Annotated in this window: 16 protein-coding genes and 1 pseudogene; 6 read left to right on the forward strand and 11 right to left on the reverse strand. The window is 68.6% G+C overall.

Annotation, left to right across the window (positions count from 1 at the left end; translation table 11 throughout):
• Nucleotides 1-13: 13 nt before the first annotated feature.
• The 8 genes from ACIA8D_RS24855 to ACIA8D_RS24890 all read right to left on the reverse strand — a co-directional run bounded on the left by ACIA8D_RS24855 (nucleotide 14) and on the right by ACIA8D_RS24890 (nucleotide 8428).
• Complete coding sequence (locus tag ACIA8D_RS24855; protein WP_351333868.1) at nucleotides 14-277, reverse strand: phosphopantetheine-binding protein; 264 nt, start codon at nucleotides 275-277, stop codon at nucleotides 14-16.
• The gene (locus ACIA8D_RS24860; protein ID WP_399235557.1) at nucleotides 274-1587 is read right to left on the reverse strand and encodes a type III PLP-dependent enzyme; all 1314 of its coding nucleotides are present in this window, start codon (nucleotides 1585-1587) and stop codon (nucleotides 274-276) included. The genes ACIA8D_RS24855 and ACIA8D_RS24860 overlap by 4 nt, the downstream gene beginning before the upstream one ends.
• Nucleotides 1584-2921, reverse strand: a complete 1338-nt coding sequence (locus ACIA8D_RS24865; protein ID WP_399235559.1) for a carbamoylphosphate synthase large subunit — start codon at nucleotides 2919-2921, stop codon at nucleotides 1584-1586. The genes ACIA8D_RS24860 and ACIA8D_RS24865 overlap by 4 nt, the downstream gene beginning before the upstream one ends.
• Nucleotides 2922-3167: 246 nt before the next feature.
• Entirely contained in the window at nucleotides 3168-4586 is a 1419-nt protein-coding gene (locus ACIA8D_RS24870) for a helix-turn-helix domain-containing protein (protein ID WP_399235561.1), read from the reverse strand.
• A 3-nt stretch (nucleotides 4587-4589) separates the two neighbouring features.
• Nucleotides 4590-5777, reverse strand: a complete 1188-nt coding sequence (locus ACIA8D_RS24875) for an acyl-CoA dehydrogenase family protein (RefSeq protein WP_399235563.1) — start codon at nucleotides 5775-5777, stop codon at nucleotides 4590-4592.
• Nucleotides 5774-6478 (reverse strand): hypothetical protein, encoded by a 705-nt coding sequence (locus ACIA8D_RS24880; protein WP_351333852.1) that lies wholly within the window; start codon nucleotides 6476-6478, stop codon nucleotides 5774-5776. Before ACIA8D_RS24880 ends, ACIA8D_RS24875 begins: the two co-directional genes overlap by 4 nt.
• The gene (locus ACIA8D_RS24885) at nucleotides 6475-7410 is read right to left on the reverse strand and encodes a hypothetical protein (protein ID WP_399235565.1); all 936 of its coding nucleotides are present in this window, start codon (nucleotides 7408-7410) and stop codon (nucleotides 6475-6477) included. The genes ACIA8D_RS24880 and ACIA8D_RS24885 overlap by 4 nt, the downstream gene beginning before the upstream one ends.
• Nucleotides 7411-7492: 82 nt before the next feature.
• On the reverse strand, nucleotides 7493-8428 hold the full coding sequence (locus tag ACIA8D_RS24890; RefSeq protein WP_399235567.1) for a 3-oxoacyl-[acyl-carrier-protein] synthase III C-terminal domain-containing protein: 936 nt from the start codon (nucleotides 8426-8428) through the stop codon (nucleotides 7493-7495).
• A gap of 219 nt (nucleotides 8429-8647) precedes the next feature.
• Here ACIA8D_RS24890 and ACIA8D_RS24895 point away from each other — a divergent pair, with 219 nt between their 5' ends.
• Entirely contained in the window at nucleotides 8648-10087 is a 1440-nt protein-coding gene (locus ACIA8D_RS24895) for an aldehyde dehydrogenase family protein (RefSeq protein WP_399235568.1), read from the forward strand.
• Between the two features lie 73 nt (nucleotides 10088-10160).
• Entirely contained in the window at nucleotides 10161-11324 is a 1164-nt protein-coding gene (locus ACIA8D_RS24900; RefSeq protein WP_399235570.1) for a radical SAM protein, read from the forward strand.
• 110 nt (nucleotides 11325-11434) lie between these two features.
• Here the strand turns inward: ACIA8D_RS24900 and ACIA8D_RS24905 are convergent, their stop codons facing one another.
• Complete coding sequence (locus ACIA8D_RS24905) at nucleotides 11435-12334, reverse strand: class I SAM-dependent methyltransferase (RefSeq protein ID WP_399235571.1); 900 nt, start codon at nucleotides 12332-12334, stop codon at nucleotides 11435-11437.
• 156 nt (nucleotides 12335-12490) lie between these two features.
• Here ACIA8D_RS24905 and ACIA8D_RS24910 point away from each other — a divergent pair, with 156 nt between their 5' ends.
• Both ACIA8D_RS24910 and ACIA8D_RS24915 read left to right on the forward strand, forming a co-directional pair.
• Nucleotides 12491-12760 (forward strand): phosphopantetheine-binding protein, encoded by a 270-nt coding sequence (locus ACIA8D_RS24910; RefSeq protein ID WP_399235573.1) that lies wholly within the window; start codon nucleotides 12491-12493, stop codon nucleotides 12758-12760.
• Complete coding sequence (locus ACIA8D_RS24915) at nucleotides 12753-14228, forward strand: amidase family protein (protein ID WP_351345217.1); 1476 nt, start codon at nucleotides 12753-12755, stop codon at nucleotides 14226-14228. The genes ACIA8D_RS24910 and ACIA8D_RS24915 overlap by 8 nt, the downstream gene beginning before the upstream one ends.
• Nucleotides 14229-14315: 87 nt before the next feature.
• On the opposite strand, the gene ACIA8D_RS24920 is transcribed toward ACIA8D_RS24915, so the two are convergent.
• Nucleotides 14316-15557 (reverse strand): transposase domain-containing protein, encoded by a 1242-nt coding sequence (locus tag ACIA8D_RS24920; protein WP_399235575.1) that lies wholly within the window; start codon nucleotides 15555-15557, stop codon nucleotides 14316-14318.
• A 398-nt stretch (nucleotides 15558-15955) separates the two neighbouring features.
• Between ACIA8D_RS24920 and ACIA8D_RS24925 the strand changes: the two genes are divergently transcribed.
• Nucleotides 15956-16576 carry a LuxR C-terminal-related transcriptional regulator gene (locus ACIA8D_RS24925; protein ID WP_399235576.1) on the forward strand — a complete coding sequence of 207 codons (621 nt, stop codon included), beginning with the start codon at nucleotides 15956-15958 and terminating at the stop codon, nucleotides 16574-16576.
• 637 nt (nucleotides 16577-17213) lie between these two features.
• Nucleotides 17214-17405: pseudogene (locus ACIA8D_RS24930) on the forward strand (CorA family divalent cation transporter); the annotation flags it as partial.
• Between the two features lie 36 nt (nucleotides 17406-17441).
• On the opposite strand, the gene ACIA8D_RS24935 reads toward ACIA8D_RS24930, so the two are convergent.
• A complete protein-coding gene (locus tag ACIA8D_RS24935; protein ID WP_399235578.1) occupies nucleotides 17442-18764 on the reverse strand; it encodes an MFS transporter in 1323 nt (440 codons plus the stop codon).
• Nucleotides 18765-18834: the final 70 nt, after the last annotated feature.

Consider the following 18834-nt stretch of genomic DNA (forward strand, 5'->3'; position numbering starts at 1 on the left):
TCCGGTGGGAAAGCTAGGAAGCCGTGGGGTCGAGCCGACCGGCGTCCACGTAGTCGGCGAGGCTGCGGACCGTCTTGAAGACCTCGGGGTCCAGTTCGTCCGGGTCGATCTCCAGACCCACTGTGTCTTCCAGGGCCATGAGCAGTTCGATGACGCTCGTGGAGTCCAGCGCCAGGTCCTCGAACAGGCGAGTGTCCTCGCTGAGTTCTGTCACCTCCTTGTTCAGCACCTCGGAGAGCGCCACCTGGATGTGCTCGATAATCTGCGTGCGGTTCATGAGGCCCCATTTCGCGTGGTGTCGACCAAGTCGGCCGGTTCGATCAAGTGCTGTTTACCGATCAGGTCCTCCAATTCGTCCCGGCTGCGCACCAGGTGCGCCTCTCCGTCGCGGACCAGGACCTCGGCCGGAAAGCCGTGGCTGAGGAAGAGGCCGGGTGACGCCGAGGGCCCGTAGGCACCCGACCTCATGACCCCGAGGAGGTCGCCGGGTTTCAGCGGCGGCAGTGGCACACGTTTGAGCAGGGTGTCGTTCGGGGTGCAGAGCGGGCCGGTGACGGTCCACCGGCCGGGCTGACCCGCACCGGCGGTCACCTCGGTGCCCTCCGTCAGGTTGCCGAGCACCTCGACCGGGAAATTGCGCTTGACGAAGGAAGCGATGCCGACAGCCGCCATGTGGTGATGCGTGCCGCCGTCCGCGACTGCGAACGATTCACCCATGGACTCCTTCGTGTACCGGACCGCTACGACGTAGATGCCGGCCGGGCCGGTCAGGTACCGCCCCGACTCCATGATCATGCGTGTCCCGGGGTGCTCCGCGAGGAACTCGTCGAGCAGCGGGTTGACTTCCTTCGCCACCGCTTCGGCGACGAGGTCCTGCTCGCCGTCGAAGTACGCGACCCCCAGCCCGCCCCCAATGTCCACGGCATCGAGCCGGATGCCCGTGGCGGCCGCCACCCGGCGCGCCAGATCCAGGATGTAGCGCGTGTTCTTGCCGACCACTTCGGCATCGAGGATGCGCGTGCCCAGGTAGACCTGCACACCGGCCACGTCGGCATGGCGCCAGCGGCCCGTCAGATCACCCGCGGCGAGCACCTGGTCCTCGTCGATGCCGAACTGGCGCGGCTTGCCGCCCATGGTCAGGCGCGAACCGCTGATCGCGACAGACGGATTGACCCGCAGCAACACCCGCTGGCGGGTGCCGCGTTCGGCCGCGAACCGGTCGATCCGGTCGATCTCGTCGAAGGACTCCGCGACGACGGCGTAGATTTCGGCGTCCAGGCAGGCCCGCAGCTCGTCGTCGCTCTTGCCCGGCCCGAGGAAGAGGATGTTCTCCGGGCGTGCCCCGGCGCGCAGCACGGTGCGCAGCTCGACCAACGACGAGACCTCGGCCCGTGCGCCGGCCGCCTGGAGGGTGCTGAAGACACTGATGTTGGGGTTGGACTTCAGCGAGAAGAAGACCTCGAGCGCGGGGTGCAGCACACCGCGCAGTTCGGCCAGCGTCCCGGTCAGGACGTCGGCATCGTAGACGTAGAGCGGCGTTCCGAAGCGGCGGGCCAGCTCCGGGTAGGCGATGCCCTGGATCGTCATGCGGATTCCACCATCTTCTGTAGACGAAGCTCGGCCTCGGTCCGCAGTGCGAGGGCGTTCTCCGGCCCTTCGTCCAGGCAGACCGCGTAGATCCGGCCGTGGAAGGAGCCCTCCGCTGCCGCCGCGTTGAGCGTGGCGAAGTTGTTGACCAGCACACCCGTGCGTCCCGTGCCGTCGAAGAGCAGGTCTCCGAGGGCGTCCGCCACCTCGCCGAAGGTGTGCGCCCGGGACGGTCGCAGGTTGATCGTCGCCGCGATGCCATGCATGCCGGGGGCCAGCAGCCGCTCGGTGATGCGGCTCTGGTAAGTGGACATGTTGAACCTGGCGTTGATCTCCAGGCAGGGGTAGAGCGTCCCGTACGGGCTGAGCATCGCGTCCACGCCGACCATGCCCGTGTAGCCGTCGGCGTACAACTGCTTGCCGATCAGCTGGGCGGCCTCGGTCAGTTCAGCGGTGTGCGCTTCGGAGAGCACGGCCGGGAAGCGATGGCCCTGATGCACACCATTGCGCAACACTGCGGCCTTGACGGTCTCGAACCGGACTACGCCGGAACGGCCGACCACGAACTGGTAGTTGAGGTCCTCCGCGCCGGCCACCCAGGACTCGACCACCAGATTGGCCGGGCTGTCGGCGCCGCGCCGCCCGATCAGCCGGAGCAGCCTGGCCGCGGCCTTGTCGTTCGCGACTTTGATCATCCCGCGCCCCGAGACACCGAGTGACTCCTTCACCACCGCACCGGTGCCGCGGGCCAGCTGGCGGTGCAGTGCGTCCGGCAGCTCGCCCACGGTCACGCAGACCTCGCCGGGAACCGCCCGCAGACCGGTCGACTCCACCAGTCCGCGGCTGTAGATCTTGCCGTTGACAGCCGTACAGACCGCGGCACTCGGTCCGGCCAGCGGAAGGCCGGTCTCCTGGGCCAGCCGCTCCTCGGCGCGGGAGATGCCCAGCGGCATCAGGTAGGTGTTGCCGTCGGCCAGATTGCGCAGCGCTTGCAACAGCTCGGGGGAGGACAGGGCGTCCTCCGTGACCGTCCGGGACGGGTCGCAGTCGTCGGCGGTGAGCACGTGGCCCGCCGCGGCGCCGATCCCGTGCAGGTATGCGGCGTACTCCTCGTCCATGGGGGCCTTGAGGACCACGACGTCCGCGGCCTCGGCGAGCAGTACCCCCATCTCCTCCATGCGGTTGACGGTGGCGTTCGCGAAGGCGATGCCGGAGCCCGGCAGCTTGGGCTCGCCGACGGACCAACTGCGCTCCACCTCGAAGTTGTTCAGGTAGACGAAGCGAGCGTCGGCCCGGCCGACCAGGTCCCGTTTGAGCCTTCCCGCGAAGTCCATCCTGCCCCTCATTCCCGCAGTCTCGCCATTTCCGATTTCCATAACACATTCGCCGCGTACGTGGCGCCGCTCGAATGAATTCGGCGACGCCACGTCTGCTCAGACTCAGGCGGCCTTGCCCGCGGCCTTACCGGCAGCCTTACCCGCGGCCTTACCGGCAGCCTTACCGGCAGCCTTGCCCGCGGCCTTACCGGCAGCCTTCACGGTGATCTTCTCCATGACGTACCCCCTTTCCGATTTCTCAGGTCAGCCGATCGAAGCTCGGCCGACTTCGTCGTCCAGGAAACCCCGGACGAGGCTCATAGGTACAGGCAATCGGACCGGCAGATCAGCGGCAATTGCAGATACCGCCGGGCTCACCGACGGATTCTGCGGAGCGTCCAGGAACATCCGGACGGATTCCTCCAGGCGATAAAGCGAGGCACCCTCCGGCCCTCCGTCCGAGGCCCGGACGAGCTGGCTGTGCTCGTACTCCTCCGCAAGATCGACGGCCTGAGCGAGCGGTATCCCGAACAGCCGTGCCAGGTCCGCCGGAACGAAGGGACCGTGCAGCGCTCCGAGTTCGTCCAACGAGGCCCACCGCTGTGGCGGCTGTCGACGCAGGAACGCACCGACGCTGGCGCGCAGAGAGAGGTCACCGACCGCGAGCTGGTCCAACCGCCCGTTCCGTTCGGCCAGCCGGTCCGCCAGCTCGCTCAGCCGCCGGCTCGGCCGGGCGGCCAGCCACAGTCCCGCGATGTGCAGGGCCAGCGGCAGCCGCCCACAGGCCTCCACGAGCCGGTCCAGCGCACCAGGCTCAGCTGCGACGCGGTCCCGGCCGATCAGGTCCGCGAGCAACTCGGCGCAGGCCCCGGGATCGAGCGGATCCAGCCGCAGCGCGGGACCGCGGCCCAGCGCGGGCAGTTCACGATCGGCCCCCACCAGCAGCGCGCTGCGCGGCGAGCCGGCCAGCAACGGGCGCACGTGTTCCTCCGCGACGGCGCCGTCCAGCACTACGAGCACGCTGCGTTCCGCCAGTAGCCCACGCAGCCGTGCCAGCCGCTCGGCCGGGTCCGCCACGCGGACGGAGGCGTCGAGCGAGCGCAACAGACGGGCAGCCAGGTCGTGTGCCGTCGCACGCGACTCGGGCGAACCGGACAGATCAACATAGATCTGCCCGTCGGGGAAGGCGTCGCGCACTCTGCGGGCAACCTGCGCCAACACCGCGGTACGTCCGGAGCCGGGCGGCCCCGTGAGCACGGCCAGTCGCGTCACGTCACGCGCGGGGTCCGGCGCCGTGCCGTCCGACCGCGCCGGTACGGGACCAGCGATCTCCGCCCGGCCGGACTCTACGAGCCGTCGACAGAGTCGCTCGACGACCTCATCCCTGCCGATCAGCCGGGCGTGTCCGGCAGGAACCTCCCACCGCGGGCCGGAGTCATCTCCCCGGATTTCCCCCAGGGCGTCATCAAGGCTTTTCTCGGAAACCCCGAGCACCTTCGTGAGCAACCACAAGGACTGCTTTCGCGGCCTACCGATAGAGCCCTTCTCAAGATTCCTGATGGTTCTGACACTCACTCCGGAGCGGTCCGAAAGCTCCTCCTGAGTGAATCCCGCCGCGGCACGCGCGGCGCGCAGAAAGGCGCCGAATTCCCGGGAACCTTCCTGTCGGTCATCCGACTCCATACGTCACGTCCCCCCATCCCCGGAAACCGCCCCGCCCGGCGCGAATCCGTTCCGGACCACTCCGCCGAAAATTCCGAGCCTCTGGATATTGCTGGTGCCTTCCATGTACTCAACGGCGCGCGCGTCGCGGGCCAGCTTCTCCAATGGCGGATGATCCAGCCGTGCGCCCGGACCGAAGAAGTCCAGCGCTTCCAGCGTGACCTCCTCGGCCAACCGGGCGGCACTGCGCTTGGCGGCCGAGGCAAGGTGCCCGTCGGCCGGGTTATGGTCCACCGCGATGGCCGCCTTACGGACGAGCTGACGCACCGTCTCGATGCGTTCGCCCATCCGCTCGAGCCGCCACCGCTCACCTGCCCGGAGCCCGCCGCGGTGCTCACCCACGTACTCGTACGCCGCACGGGCCACACCGACCCCCATGGTCGCCACCGCGGGACGAAGCAAGTTGAAGGTGCGCAGCCAGGCCCACATGCCACGCCGAGTGGGCGGCAGATGGGAGCCGAGCACCTCGTCGGGCGCGACCCTCACTCCGTCGAGGGTGATCGCGCCGAGCTGGGCGCCCCGGACACCGAGTGTCGGTACCGGCTCCACCGAGAACCCCGGCGCGCTCCGCTCGACCAACACCGCGCCAAGGCCCAGCGGGCCGGGTCCGGTGCGTGCGAACACCACCCCGAGTTCGGCACGCACCGAGTTGCCGACGTACCTCTTGGCACCGTTCAGCAGCAGCGCCTCACTGTTTTCCGCGCGATCCAGACGGGTCGTCATATTGGTGGCGTCGGAACCGCGTTCAGGTTCGGTCAGGGCAAAGAACGTCCAGGTGGGGCGCTCCAGCAGACGGCCGAAGAACCACTCCTTCTGCGCATCGCTGCCCAGCGCGTCCACCGCGATCCCCGACATCGGGCCGCCCGGCGAGGCCAGCATGATGCCCAGGTCACCCCACGCGCCCTCCTCGAAGAAGACCACCCGCTCCAGCGCGCTCATGAGGTAGTACTTCTCGCCGCCGACCAGCAGGGGGTCGGGGTTGTACTCCGGGGGGATCTGGAGGGCTGCCACCCGGCTCAGCCCCGGCAGGTCCACGATCTCCGAGACGCGCTCCGGATCCTCGTCCACCGCCAGTGCGTGCGGGCGCATCTCGGCGGCCCACTCCCGGGCCTGGCCTTGCAGCCGCGTGAGTCGCTCGTCCAGCTCGATCATGCCGGCACCCCCCAGTCAGCAGGGCCGACGTATGCGTCAGCCAGCAGCTCCGAGACGTAGGCGGTCCGCCCCGGCCCGTCCTCCACGTAGCCGCTCGCGCCGAAGAGCCGCAGCAGCAGCCGGTCGGCGCCGGTGATCCGCCGGTGCACGTCGGCGACGGCGGGCCAGGCGAGCCCGTCGGCCCCGGCGGCGTCCAACACCGCCCGGATCTCCAGGTGTTCCACCACCACGTCGGCCACCATGCCCTTGACCAGTTGCTGGTGCAGTACGGCGGTGTCACCGGACTGACGCCCGCCCAGGTGGGCCAGCGCAGCGTCCAGCAGCGCGTACGAGAGACCGAGACGCAGTCCGGCCAGGCCGACTGCCCACTCCTCGTCTCCTGTCGGCCCGGCGTCATCGACGCCCCGGTCCGGTGCCACGCCGTCCACCCGCACCATGACCACCTGGGGCACCCGCGTGTCCCGTACGGTCTCCGTCCCCGCCGCGCGGTCCCGCACCACACCGCCGAGGCGTACCCGGGCGGCCTTGCGGTGGGCCGTGACGGGCAGCAGCGCGTGGCCCGCGGGGCCGACGACTAGCGCGTCGGTGGCGGCGTCGGCGTGCAGCTCGTCGAGCGCCCGCCGCCAGCCGTCCTCCCGTGCCACGTCAAGCAGCAGCCGCCAGCGGCCCGCGCCGACGCGCGCTGTCTCCTGGCCCGTCATACGCCGGGCTCCTCTCCTGACTCGGGTTCGATGTCGATCACGCAGCCCGCCAGCCGGCCCAGGTCCGGGTCGTGATCGGCCAGCAGTACGCGGCGGCCCGCACGCCGCCACGTCGGCAGCCGTTCGGCCAGCAACGCCCAGATCCCGCTGCACGGTAGACCCAGAGGTGCGGCGAGCCGTTCGACGGCTTGCGGGTGACCGGCTGTACGGGCGGCCAGCTCAGGGCCGACGACCGTGGTGAGCGGGCCGGCCGCACCGGGCACCGACTCCGCGGCGGCGACCATGGCGTCCCACTGTTGCGGCACCTCCGCCGGCTCCACCGCTCGCACCACCGGAGCCGACACCCTGCCCGGGTCGCCCTTGGCCTCGAGCACCACTACGGCGCCCGCGCTCTCCTGGGCGCGGAGCCGCTCCGGCACCGGCTCGCCGTGCAGCACGCTGTGCTGGTCCAGCACGAACAACAGGACCCGCGTGGCCTGGCCCGGCTCGGCCCTGTCGGTGGCGAGCCGCAGCGCGGTGAAGGGCGCGAGCACACCCTGGTCCGCGATACCGAGGACGAGCCCCGGGTCCCGCACCGCCTGGGTGAGGAAGCACATCGGCCAGCCCGGCTCGGCGTCCGATGTGGCGCTCGCCAGCAGCGCGAGGTCGAAGCCGTGCTCGTACCCACCCAGCCGCGGCAGGAGCTCGGCCACCAGGTCGGTGAAGGAGGTGCGCCCGGCATCGAACGCGCCTTGGTCGAGGCAGAGCCCGAAGTCCCGGAACAGGTCGGTGAAGAAGTCGTGGTCGTGGTGGGAGAACGCACGGGTCTCGCGGGCCACGGTATGCGTGGCGAGCCGCAGGCTGAGCGGCTTGGTGGCCGATTCTGCCCGGACCTGGCTACGACCCGCGGGGTGGGGCGTACGGGCTGTGGTCACGTACATGGCTGTAGGCATGCTCCGTTCCAAGATTCGTCCGAGCACTGCACGCCGCACGGTCGGCGCGCTGGGCGGGTCTGGGTTCTCATCGCACTCCGTCTCAGTGCTCGAGCACCATCGCGGAGAAAGTGGCTCCGAGTCCGACCGCCGTCATCAGATAGCGGTCGCCCGGGCGGAGCCGCTCGGCGTCCAGTGCCGACCGGTAGTTGATGAAGGCGTCGGCCCCGAAGCAATGCCCGTGGTCGGCAAGGGTCTCCAGGTACAGCCGGTCGGTGCCCTTGACACCCAGCAGCTTCAGCACGCGCAGCCATGACATCCGGTTGACGTTGTGCGGCAGGATCAGCGCCATGTCGTCCATGGTCAGCCCCGCGCTCTCGGTGGCGGCGGTCATCACCTCGGCCAGCGAGCCCGCGTACTCGTCGTGGAACGCGGCGTTCATCTCCGCCTCCAGCCAGGCCCCACCGTGGAACTTGCCGTGCGTCCGGGTCGCGTAGCTCAGGACCCGGTCGCGCGAGCCGCCGGCGCTGACCAGCGCGGCGGAGGATGCTTCCCCCATCACCCCGGTGTCATTGATGACCTGCGCCGCCGAGGTGAACGTCTTCTCGCCGGCAACGATCAGCGCCAGCGCCTCCGGGTCGCCGTCCGAGGCGAGCAACCGACCCGCGACGTCGATCGCCAGCAGCCCCGACGCGCAGGCGTGCTGGGTTAGACAGAACGCGGTCGCGTCCGTCAGCCCGGTACGTCGGCATGCCTCCTGGAGCGGGTTGACCGGGTAAGGGACCGCGACAGGCATGGTCCGGGCCTGGAGCACATACCGGATGCGCGGCCGCAAGGTGTCCAGGTCGTCCAGTCCATTGATCGCGGCGACCAGGTGATCGGCCTGTGTCGTGGCGGGATCCATCGGCACCCGGGAGAAGCCGAAGAAGCGCTCGTGCACCCGGATCCGGGCGTCGGTCATGCCATGCGCTCGCAGAAAATCGGCGACCGGGACGCTGGCGGCCGGGAGATAGCTGGATACGGCTTCTATAGACGTCACACGACAACGGTGCTCGGGGCTGCGTTCGGCGCCAAGACTCGGATGGCTGCCCAGGAGGCTGGACCAACGGCCATAGCTCAAAGAGGGGCTACTCCCCGCGGGCGAAGTCGCCAAGACTCAAGATTCCCTCTCCTCCCCGGCCGCCCGGATGATCCGCAACCGGCAGCGGCCGGGAAGTGGTAGCAGCGGACCAGAGCCAGGCAGGGCAAGGAGACAGCCGTGGACTTCGGCATGACCATCGGCGGGCGGTCCGTCCCCGGCAGCCGCCGACTCGCCGTGGAGAACCCCGCGCACGCCGCCACGTTCGCGCACGCGCCCGATGCCTCGGCAGCGGACGTACGGAGTGCGGTCGCGGCGGCTGGCGAGGCCTTCCCTGGCTGGTCCGCGCGCCCCTTCCAGGAGCGCGCGGACACCCTGCGCGCCTGCGGCGCGCTGGTGCACCAGCACAAGGAAGAGCTGGCCGAGCTGCTCACCCGCGAGCAGGGCAAGCCACTCGCGGAAGCACGCTCCGAGACAGCCCTGGCCGCCGACTGGTTCGGGCACACCGCCGCGCTCGCTCTGCTGCACGTCACCGTTGCCGACGAGCCGGGTTCGCTGGTCACGATGGAGCGTGTCCCGTACGGCCCGGTGGCGGCCGTGGCACCGTCCAACTTCCCGCTGATCCTGGCCGCCACCAAGATCGCTCCGGCCCTGCTCGCGGGCAACACCGTGGTGTTCAAGCCCTCGGAAGCCACCCCCCTGTCCGGGCTGCGCATGGCCGAACTTCTGGCCGGGATGCTGCCTGCCGGTGCGCTCAACGCGGTCTGCGGCGGAGCGGCCGCCGGGGCGGTGCTGACCGAGCACCCGGACGTCCCCATGGTCTCCTTCACCGGCTCGGTACCGGTGGGTCGGGCCATCGCGCGCGCTGTCGCACCCCATCTCAAACACCTGGTGCTCGAACTCGGCGGCAACGACGCCTGTTTGATCCTGCCCGGTGCCGACATCGACGCGCTCGCACCGAAGATATTCGCCGGGGCGATGGTCAACGCGGGACAGTTCTGTGCCGCGATCAAACGCGTCTATGTCTCCGCCCCACAGGCCGCGCAACTCACCGACGCGCTGGCAGAGCTGGCCTCTGCGGTCCGGCCGGGCGACGGGCTGCTGCCCGGTACGGACTGCGGCCCGCTCATCAGCCGCGCCCAACTGGACCGGGCGACCGGGCTGGTTGACGCGGCTCGCGACGCCGGGGCGCGGGTCGTCCCGGGCGCCGCGACCCCGGATCTGCCCGGCCACTTCCTCTCCCCCACGGTGGTCACCGATCTCCCACCCGGCACCCGGCTGGAGGCCGAGGAGCAGTTCGCGCCGGTTCTTCCAGTGCTCTCCTACGGCTCGGTCGAAGAAGCCGTGGACCGGGCGAACGGCACCGAGTTCGGGCTCGGCGGCTCCGTCTGGGGCGATGAGCAGCGGGCCGCTTCCGTGGCCGCCGCCCTCGACTGCGGGACAGTCTGGATCAACCAGCACGGAGCACTGCGCCCGGACGCCCCCTTCGGCGGCTACCGGTCCTCTGGAATGGGCTCCGAATACGGCTACTGGGGACTTCTCGAGTACACCCGCATCAAGGTGCGCAACACCGCAAGGACCGCGAATTCGCGCACCACCGACAGAATTCCTGGCCACTGACCCGGTGGACACCCGGCAGCAAATCTACCGACCGGCATTCACTCACACGTACCCCACTCCGAGGAGAACGCTCATGGCCGATTCGGAAAAGCGCGCCCTGCGTCGCGCACTCGTCAAGGCCAATATCGCCATACGCGCCGACCGACCGCTCTACCCCACGTACACCAATGTCTTCGTGCGGAACTACGCGGTGTCCGTAGGAAATCCACGCACCGAATCACAGATGCATCAGTTCTGGTTCCGCACCCGGGGCTGCACTTACGACCGGGCCGGGCAGTGCAGCATGTGCAACTACGGCATCGGCCCGGAGATCCGCCCGGAAGCCGTGGCGCGCTCCGTCGAACGCAAGCTGGAGACCGTGCCGGAGGGCTCCTGCATTTACCTCTCGCCGTCCGGCAGCCTCCTGGACGAGAAGGAGGTCCCGGTCGAGCTGCGGGACCGGTTGCTGCGGAGGGCCGCTGAGCGCAAGCCATCCAGCTTCGCCTTCGAGACCCGGCCCGAGGTCTGCACGGAGGAGAAACTCGCGCACGTCCGCGAGTACTTCCCGGACACGACCCGGATGGTCTGCCAGATCGGCGTCGAGTCCTGGGACCCCGAGGTGCGCACCATGTGTCACCTGAAGCCGACCCGGCAGGAGGCTTACGTCGACACCGCCGCAATGCTGGGCAAGCTGGGGTTCGACCCGATCGCCAACATCACGCTCGGCGGGCTCGGTCTCTCCCCGCGCGAGGCGTACCAGGACACACTGGCCAGTGTGCGCGGTGCCCGTGCGGCCGGATTCGAGACACAGATGGTCTTCCCGCTGAGCGCGAAGGCGGGCACCTTGCTCGGCTGGGCGCACGATCGGGGGCTGTGGGAGCCGCCGACACTGTGGATGCTGGTACGGCTGCTCGCCGAGTGCGCGGACGACGCACCGGATGAGCAGGGCTACGGCGACCTGGACATCTCCTGGTTCAACCCACAGGTCGACGACGTGGTGCAGTCCCGCCCGGACGGCTGTGAACGCTGCCGTCCGATGCTGGTCGAGGCTCTCTCCGCGTTCCGGCTCGAGGCCCGCCGCGCGTCACTGCACGCCGCCGACGACTGGGACGGATGCGACTGCGCCGTCCGCACCAACGAGGCCCTCGCGGACGCGGGCTCCGAGAACTACCTCGACCGGCTGGCCGGCATCTCCGCCCGTTGGGCCGAGACATCGGCGCAGGAGTCCGCCGGGCGCACGGCACTCCCCGTCGTCTGAAGTGCGCCCGGTCCGCCGCCCCCTCCTCCGGCGGGGTGGCTCGGCACATCTGCGCGTGTAGGCGCCCCGTACACGTACGGGGCGCCTACACGCGCAGACGCGTGCGTCAGTCAGGAGTCGCTGGGCTTCGCCGCGGAGACCAGGAAGCTGCGGGGCAGGTTGGTCAGCCCCTGCGGAACGGCCTGCGGTGTCCACCGCCCGTACTGCGCACCCGGCAGGCCGGGTTCGGTCGCTATGGTCACCCGCCAGCCACAGTTCTCCACGAAGCCGGCCGGGTCGTCGGTCCCGAACCGCCAGGGGCTGTCGGCGTCCTGGAGCTTGCGGAGGAACAGCTGGGTGTAGGGCATCTTGAAGATCCCGGTACCGATGAGGTCGGCCGCGAGAACACTGCCGGGGGCGGAGAGCGCGGCGGCGCGGGACAGCACCTGGTGCGCCAGCTCCTCCGGCAGGTAGAAGAGCAGCCCTTCGGCGAACCAGACCGTCGGCAGTTCCGGATCGAACCCGGCGTTGGTCAGCAGGCTGTCCCAGTCACCGGCCAGGTCGAGGTGGAGCCGGCGGCAGTCACAGCGCGGCGAAGCGCCGTGCGCGTCGAGGACCTGCTCCTTGTAGGAGAGCAGCGAAGGCTGGTCCGCCTCAAACAGCACGGTGTGCTCCGGCCACTCCAGCCGGTAGGCCCGGGTGTCCAGGCCGGCTCCGAGCCCGACCACCTGGCAGCGATCGGCTGTCACCGCGCCTTCGATGAAGTCGTCGAACCAGCGGGTGCGGATCGAGAGAAAAGGGTTCCCCTCGTCCGCGGCCCGGCTGGTGTGAAAGTGCTTCAGCAGCGCCGCACCTTCCTCACCGGCCAGCAGCTCAGCGAGCGGATCGTCGAAAAGACGGTCCGTGCGCCGACTTTCCCTGGCCCTTGCCGCGGCAGTCCATCGAGCTGTTTGCGTCACCGCGTCGAAACGCGAGGTGGACACGGAAATTTCTCTCTTCATGCAGCGGAGCCTAGCGCTGTCGGGCGCCACCGGGCAGTGCCTACTGAATGCATGACCGAATGGGCAGGCTAATAGTGCGCCCTCTCGTGGATGTCGCGGTGCGTGCAGCCGTGAAAATCTGCGAACGGACTTGATTCTGCCGGTACTTCCGTACCGAAAAACATCGATGAGACGGAGCAGGCTGCCGTGACTGTTGCTGCGAACAGGGTCGACTCGTCCGTGGCCCAGACAATGGGAGACCTGCTCTCCCGTTCTCCACTGGACCACGACGAAGACTTCTTCCTGACCGGTGGGGACTCACTCCGCGCGGTGGAGCTGATCTCCCGGCTCACCGAGCAGTTCGCACCAGGCGACGCGGAGAAGTCCGCCGAACTGGGCTCCATGCTTCTGGTGGCGGTCTTCGACGAGGCCACCCCACGGTCCGTGTCGGCCGTCATCCAGCAGCACCTTGACTGAACAACCCGTGGTCGTGGCTCCGGACACCCTGGAGGATCAGGGGCGGCCCCCGGCGGACGACGTCCATTGGTGGTCGGCCCAGCGGGTCGCCGCGGCCATCGCCGCCCGCCGGCTGTCCGCCACCGAGTACCTCGACCTGCTGCTGGACCGGGTGGAGCGGTACGACCCAGCGCTCAACCTGGTCGTGACGGTGTCCGAGGCTGCCCGCGAGGAGGCCCGGCGCGCGGACCGGAAGACGGCCAGCGGCGAGCCGCTCGGCCCGCTGCACGGCGTGGCCATGACGGTGAAGGACAGCCTGGCCACCGCCGGACTGCGCACTACGGCGGGCAGCGCCTCGCTGGCGGCCTATCGACCGGCCGCTGACGCTGAGGCCGTTGCCCGGTTGCGCGCCGCCGGCGCCATCATCCTCGGCAAGACCAACGTCCCGGAATACTGTGCCGACCTGCAGACCACCAGTGCTGTCGCCGGGACCGCGCGCAACCCCTGGCAGCCGCAGTACTCGACCGGTGGCTCCTCGGGCGGTGCCGCCGGCGCGGTCGCCGCCGGACTGACCCCGCTCGAACTCGGCTCCGACATCGCGGGATCCATCCGGATCCCGGCTTCGCACTGTGGGATCTACGGCCACAAACCCTCGTACGGGATCGTCTCGACTGTCGGCCATCTGCCGCCGTTCCAACCAGTCGATCCCGACCTCTGTGTGGTGGGACCGCTGGCCCGGACGGTGGACGACCTGGAGATCGCGCTGACCGCCGTGGCCGGGCCGCGTCGCGAGCACCGGGCGGCCTGGCGGCTGGAGTTGCCGCCCGCACGGCCGATCCGTCGAGTGGCCGTGTGGGCGGACGACCCGTACTGTCCGGTGGATCGCGGGGTGGCCCAGTCGGTGGAGCACGCCGCCGACCTGCTCGCTGCCGACGGGGTGTCCGTGACCCGCGACGCCCCGCCCGGCGTCCGCCTCGACATCAGCGACGAGGTGGGCCGCCGACTACTCTCGGCGTTGGGTCAGTCCTTCTATTCTCGCGACATGGTGGCCGCGATGGCACGGGGCGAGCTGACCGCCAAGGGAGAGCTGGGCACCGAGTACGTGGCGCAGTTGCACCGCGACTGGCTGGAGGCCGACGCACGACGCCATCGACTCGCGGCGGCCTGGGGCAGGTTCTTCGACACCTACGACGCGATCCTGCTGCCGGTGGCCCCCAACACGGCTCCCCCGCACGACCACCGTCCGTTCGCGGAGCGCCGCATCGAGGTGAACGGTCAGAAGCGCCCGTACTGGGACCAAATCGTATGGGCGATGCTCACGGGCGCCTGCTATCTACCGACCACAGTCGCGCCAGTGCGTCGCGATGAGCGAGGACTGCCCGTCGGCGTCGCGGTGGTCGGCCCGTATCTGGAGGATCGAACCACACTGGCCGTTGCCCGTCGCCTGGCCGGACTGCTGCAGCCGCTCGGCCGTCCCTGCCTGGCCTGACCGGACGGGGAGCTGAGCGGGCACTCGGTCGGGGCACATATCCGGGTCACCAGCGCCCGGGGCGGACCGACGGGTAATGATGGGGCCTCAGTTCAGCTGCGCGCTCCTGGTCGAGTGGGCTCCTGACTTAAAAGAATGTTCGAACCTGCCGCTGGGCCATCCAAGCCCCCACGAAGCGGGCACGTTCGAGGCCTGGGGGCCTTGCCGGGCCGACACGCTCCGCTGTACCACGGATTGCTCAGTACCCGCTGCGGTCGGCCATGCCGTGGGGGTGATCAGCCGAGAGAGCGCCTGGTAGGCGCAGAGCATCGCCCAGATCTCTTGCTCGATGTTTTCTGGGTGCCGCGAGCGCAGCACCGGTGAGCTATCCGAAGGCACATTCAGGGTGCGCAGCATCACGTCAGAGGTCCAACGGTACGCGCACAGCCGGACCAGCTCGGCGGCCGGAGCAGCCGTCGGGTCCAGCAGAGTGGTGACCACTCGAGGGGGTACGTGGTCGCCGCGCCCAGAACGGCCCGCGGACTCGACCACCCGAACAACGACACGGGATTCGCCGAACTCGGACAGGTAACTGCCGTCCGCAAGGGTGTACCGGCGTGGCAGTTCCTCGGTCGACCTCACCTCCCATACAAGGGCGGCGCCTGCGGCGGCAGCAACGGCGAACCAGTCCCGGTCACCGAGCTTCCGGTCTGCGGAGTCCTCGGAAGACAGACGGTCGCCGCCCAGCAACAGCACCCCCGAGCCCAGTTCAGCAACCAACGACGTTCTTTCCGTACCGGTGCCTGCGTCCAGCCCGGCGCCGGTCTCCAACTGCGCGGCAGCCAGGCGCTTGTCACCGCACCGGGCCAATACCGCCAACCGCACCCGAATACCCGCGCTGCCGGACGGGTTGCCATAGCGCGCCCGGTTCTCGGGGTTATTGGCCACGGCCAGTTCCATCCGGTCGAATGCCAGCACGCGCCGCCCGCGCCATTCCCCCGGACTTCTCCGATCCGGCTCCGCGTCAGCGACCGACCGGTAGAACAACTGCCGTAGCGGCTCGGAGCCAAGTTTCTGCCGGGCCCTGGTGATGGCGGCGTCCCCCGCCACGGTCCACCGTCCAGGCTCCCCACGCGCCCATTGCATCCCGAGTAGAACCCGATCAAGCACCTGGACGTAGCCGACGCCGACATAAAGCCACATGGCGAGCGTGAAGTAGACCATCAAGTGAGCTGGCAGCGACCTGCGACGACGCTCACAGCGATCAGTGTCCTCCAGCACCTCGGTAACGGTCTCGACCGGAAACTCCAGCATCAACACCCCGACGCCAACCTCGACGTACCCACCCATGCCACGTCTCCCCCCGTGCCAAAAGAATGCAACCAACCGTAACGGCTCGAAACAGCACCTCTCTTTAAGCCGCACGTTTCGAGCCACCCCTTATGTGACTCATACATCTAATAGGGTCATGCACGCCACCTCTACCCACCAGTTCGACCTCGTCCCGGCATCCCGACGCCAGCACGGAACCTGTCCAGATCAGGGCAGCCGGGCACGTCACCGGCCCTTATCGCAAAGTCAGGAGGACGGAACTCCAAGACATGGACGCGGCATGACACCCATGCTTGGCTGAGAAAGATCGTGGAGCGCACCGTCGGCTCGGCCTCGCCGCACAGAGGAACGCGCTTCATGCAACGGAAACGGAGGATGCAATGCGGGGAAGCACTGCCATACCCACGGACAAACGCTTGATCATCGCTCTGCTCATCGACAGCGAGGCCCTGTCAAGCGGCCTGGAACTCCTTCTGGCAGAAGCGCACGACGTCAGCACCATCGCACCACCGGCTAGTGAATCGCTCGAGTTCCTGGCCCAGGCGAACGAAATCGATCTGTTGATCATCTCCGCCGACCAGTGGCAGGAGTTGGCCCCGTCCATCGGCACCGACGATGAGCGCCCCAAGATTTTGGTCATCGGTGACGACTTGCACACTCGCGACACCAAACTGATGGGCACCCTTCCGGTTGACGGCTTTCTCGGCATAGCCGACCTCTCCCAAGACCGCATACAGGACACCATTGAGCGCGTCCTCGCGGGACAGATGCCCATGCCGCCACAACTGGCCCGCCACCTGCTGGTCAGCCCGCGACTGTTAGTTGCCGATTCCGAGGGGCGGATGGTCGTCCTCACCCCGCGCGAGCGCGAAACTCTTTCTTACCTGGTTCAAGGGATGAGCAACAAGCAGGTGGCACGCGCACTAGGCATCTCGGTGCACGGCGCCAAGCGGCTAGTCGCCACTATTCTGTTGAAACTCGGTGCGTCGAACCGGACGGCCGCTGTCGTCACAGCGATGAAGTCTGGGCTCGTCTGATCCGGACCCACCTCTTCTCGATCTTCCGTGACGGCCCGCCAGTTCAACTGTCAGGCCGTCACGGCTTGGTGGGTGAGTGCGGGCAGCCCGAGGCCCCAACTGTCGCGTCGCGTCACATCACACCGTGCCCTACGCCTGGCGCATTAGTGGGTGTGCGATAAGCCCTGTTCGGGGTAGGCAACTTGAGAGTTCCTGTACTTGGGGGACGCGGGGGGCCGATGCGCGAGTGCACGGTACGGGCGTCGTGGCTGTCCTCCCCGCCAACGCGGAGATGTTATAGCCGCAAGCCATCGTCCCCTCTGCGGGCTCAAGGATCGCCACGCACCCCAAATGACGCGTCATCGAGAACGCATCGAGACGGCCTCTCCGCCCATTGGGGCCGAGAGTTGGCCAGGCTCCGCCCCGAGACTCCATCCGGCACATACAGTGACCGGCCAGGACACCACCTGACCTCCGACAACGAGCCTCTCCCAAGCGCGCCCGCTGGGGAGGATCTGGGGAGAATTGAGCCGCCCGGGGAGCGCCTGGGGAGAATCGGCTGCGTAAAACTGCACGACTCTGAAAGGCCCAGAGAGACACTCAAGCGCAGGTCAGGCCACATAGACGGCACAAAATACCTGGTCAGTGGGTTGCGGTAGAGGACTTCAAGAAGATTTCGGCGTGGGCGGCGATCCTCTTCGCCCCGACCCTCGTCGGCACCATCTACGGCATGAACTTCGAGAACATGCCGGAGCTGGGCTGGGGGATGGGGTACCCCTTCGCCATCGTCCTCATGGCCGCCGTATGCACCAGCTTGTACGCCATCTTCAAGCGGCGAGGCTGGCTCTGAGCGGTCGACCGGGCGAGCGAGGGTTCCTCCGCGGCGTCACGTACGCGCGGCGGGTACGGGTGGGGGGTCGGGCGTTGCGAGCATGTCGCACTCTCCGTTGTGGCGCAGCTTCGAGGATTCCGGACTGAACGCGAGCGCGAGAAGGGCGATCACGGCGAATACGACAACGTAGAGAGCCACTGGCCACGAACTGTCGTCGAAGTGCGCGACGAGCGATGTCGCGACGGCGGGGGCGATCGCGCCCGCGGGGAGCACTCCGAACTGGTAGACGATCGACATCCCCGTGTAGCGCACGCGGGCCGGGTACAACTCGGCGAAGAAGGCGGCCTCCGGGCCGAACATGGTGCAGGCGCCTATCCCCCACCCGAGGAGAATGCCGGCCCACACCAGCAGGGGCTCACCGGTGTCGATCATGGCGAACACCGGGAAGGCGGCCACTGCCGATATGAGCGCACCCAGCGCGAGGACGGGTCTGCGCCCGACCCGGTCCGACAGCCGACCGGTGAGGAGTATGACCGGGAAGCCGACAGCCGCGGCGATGAGCAGTCCGTTGAGGGCGACGCTCTTGGGCAGGCCCAGCACAGTGGTGACATAGGTGAGTATGAAGGTGTTGTAGAGAATGAACACCAGGCTCTCGCAGAACCGGACGCCGATGGCGAGCACGGTCAGGCGGGGGTGGCTTCGGACCACCTCGAGGAGTGGCACGCGAGCCAGGTTCTCGTTCTCCACCAGCTTCTCGAACACGGGTGGTTCACTGATCCGCAGCCGTACGAAGAAGCCGACCGCGACCAGGACGATGCTGAACAGGAAGGGGAGCCGCCACGCCCAGGCCCGCAGCGCCTCGTCGCCGTAAGCACTGGCCGCGTTGGTCCCGAGGGTGGACAGCAACAGTCCGATGGGCACTCCGGTCTGAGGCCAGCTGCTGAACATTCCACGGCGCGGCCCAGGGGCGTGTTCGAAGGCGAGGACCGCCGCCCCGCCCCACTCTCCGCCGAGCCCGATGCCTTGCAGCATGCGCAGGAGCAGGAGCAGGATCGGGGCCCAGACTCCGATGCTGTCGTATGTGGGCAGCAGCCCCATCGCGAAGGTCGCCCCGCCCATGATCATCATGGTGACGACGAGCATCTTCTTTCGGCCCAGGCGGTCCCCGTAGTGCCCGAAGATGATCCCTCCGACGGGCCGGGTGACGAAGCCCGCCGTGAACGTGCCGAACGCGACAAGGGTTCCGGTGAGCGGATCGAACGTGGGGAAGAACTCTCGGTTGAAGACCAGCGCCGCCATGGTGGCGTAGAGAAAGAAGTCGTACCACTCGATGACGGCACCGACCACACTGGCCGCGGTGACTCGGCGTACGGTCACGGGACGTGTCGAGCGGGACGGGTTCGACATGGAAGAGCCTTTCGGATTCGGCTGCGCAGTGCCTTTGTCT

The sequence above is a fragment of the Streptomyces sp. NPDC051684 genome (assembly GCF_044453445.1).
Classification (GTDB): domain Bacteria; phylum Actinomycetota; class Actinomycetes; order Streptomycetales; family Streptomycetaceae; genus Streptomyces.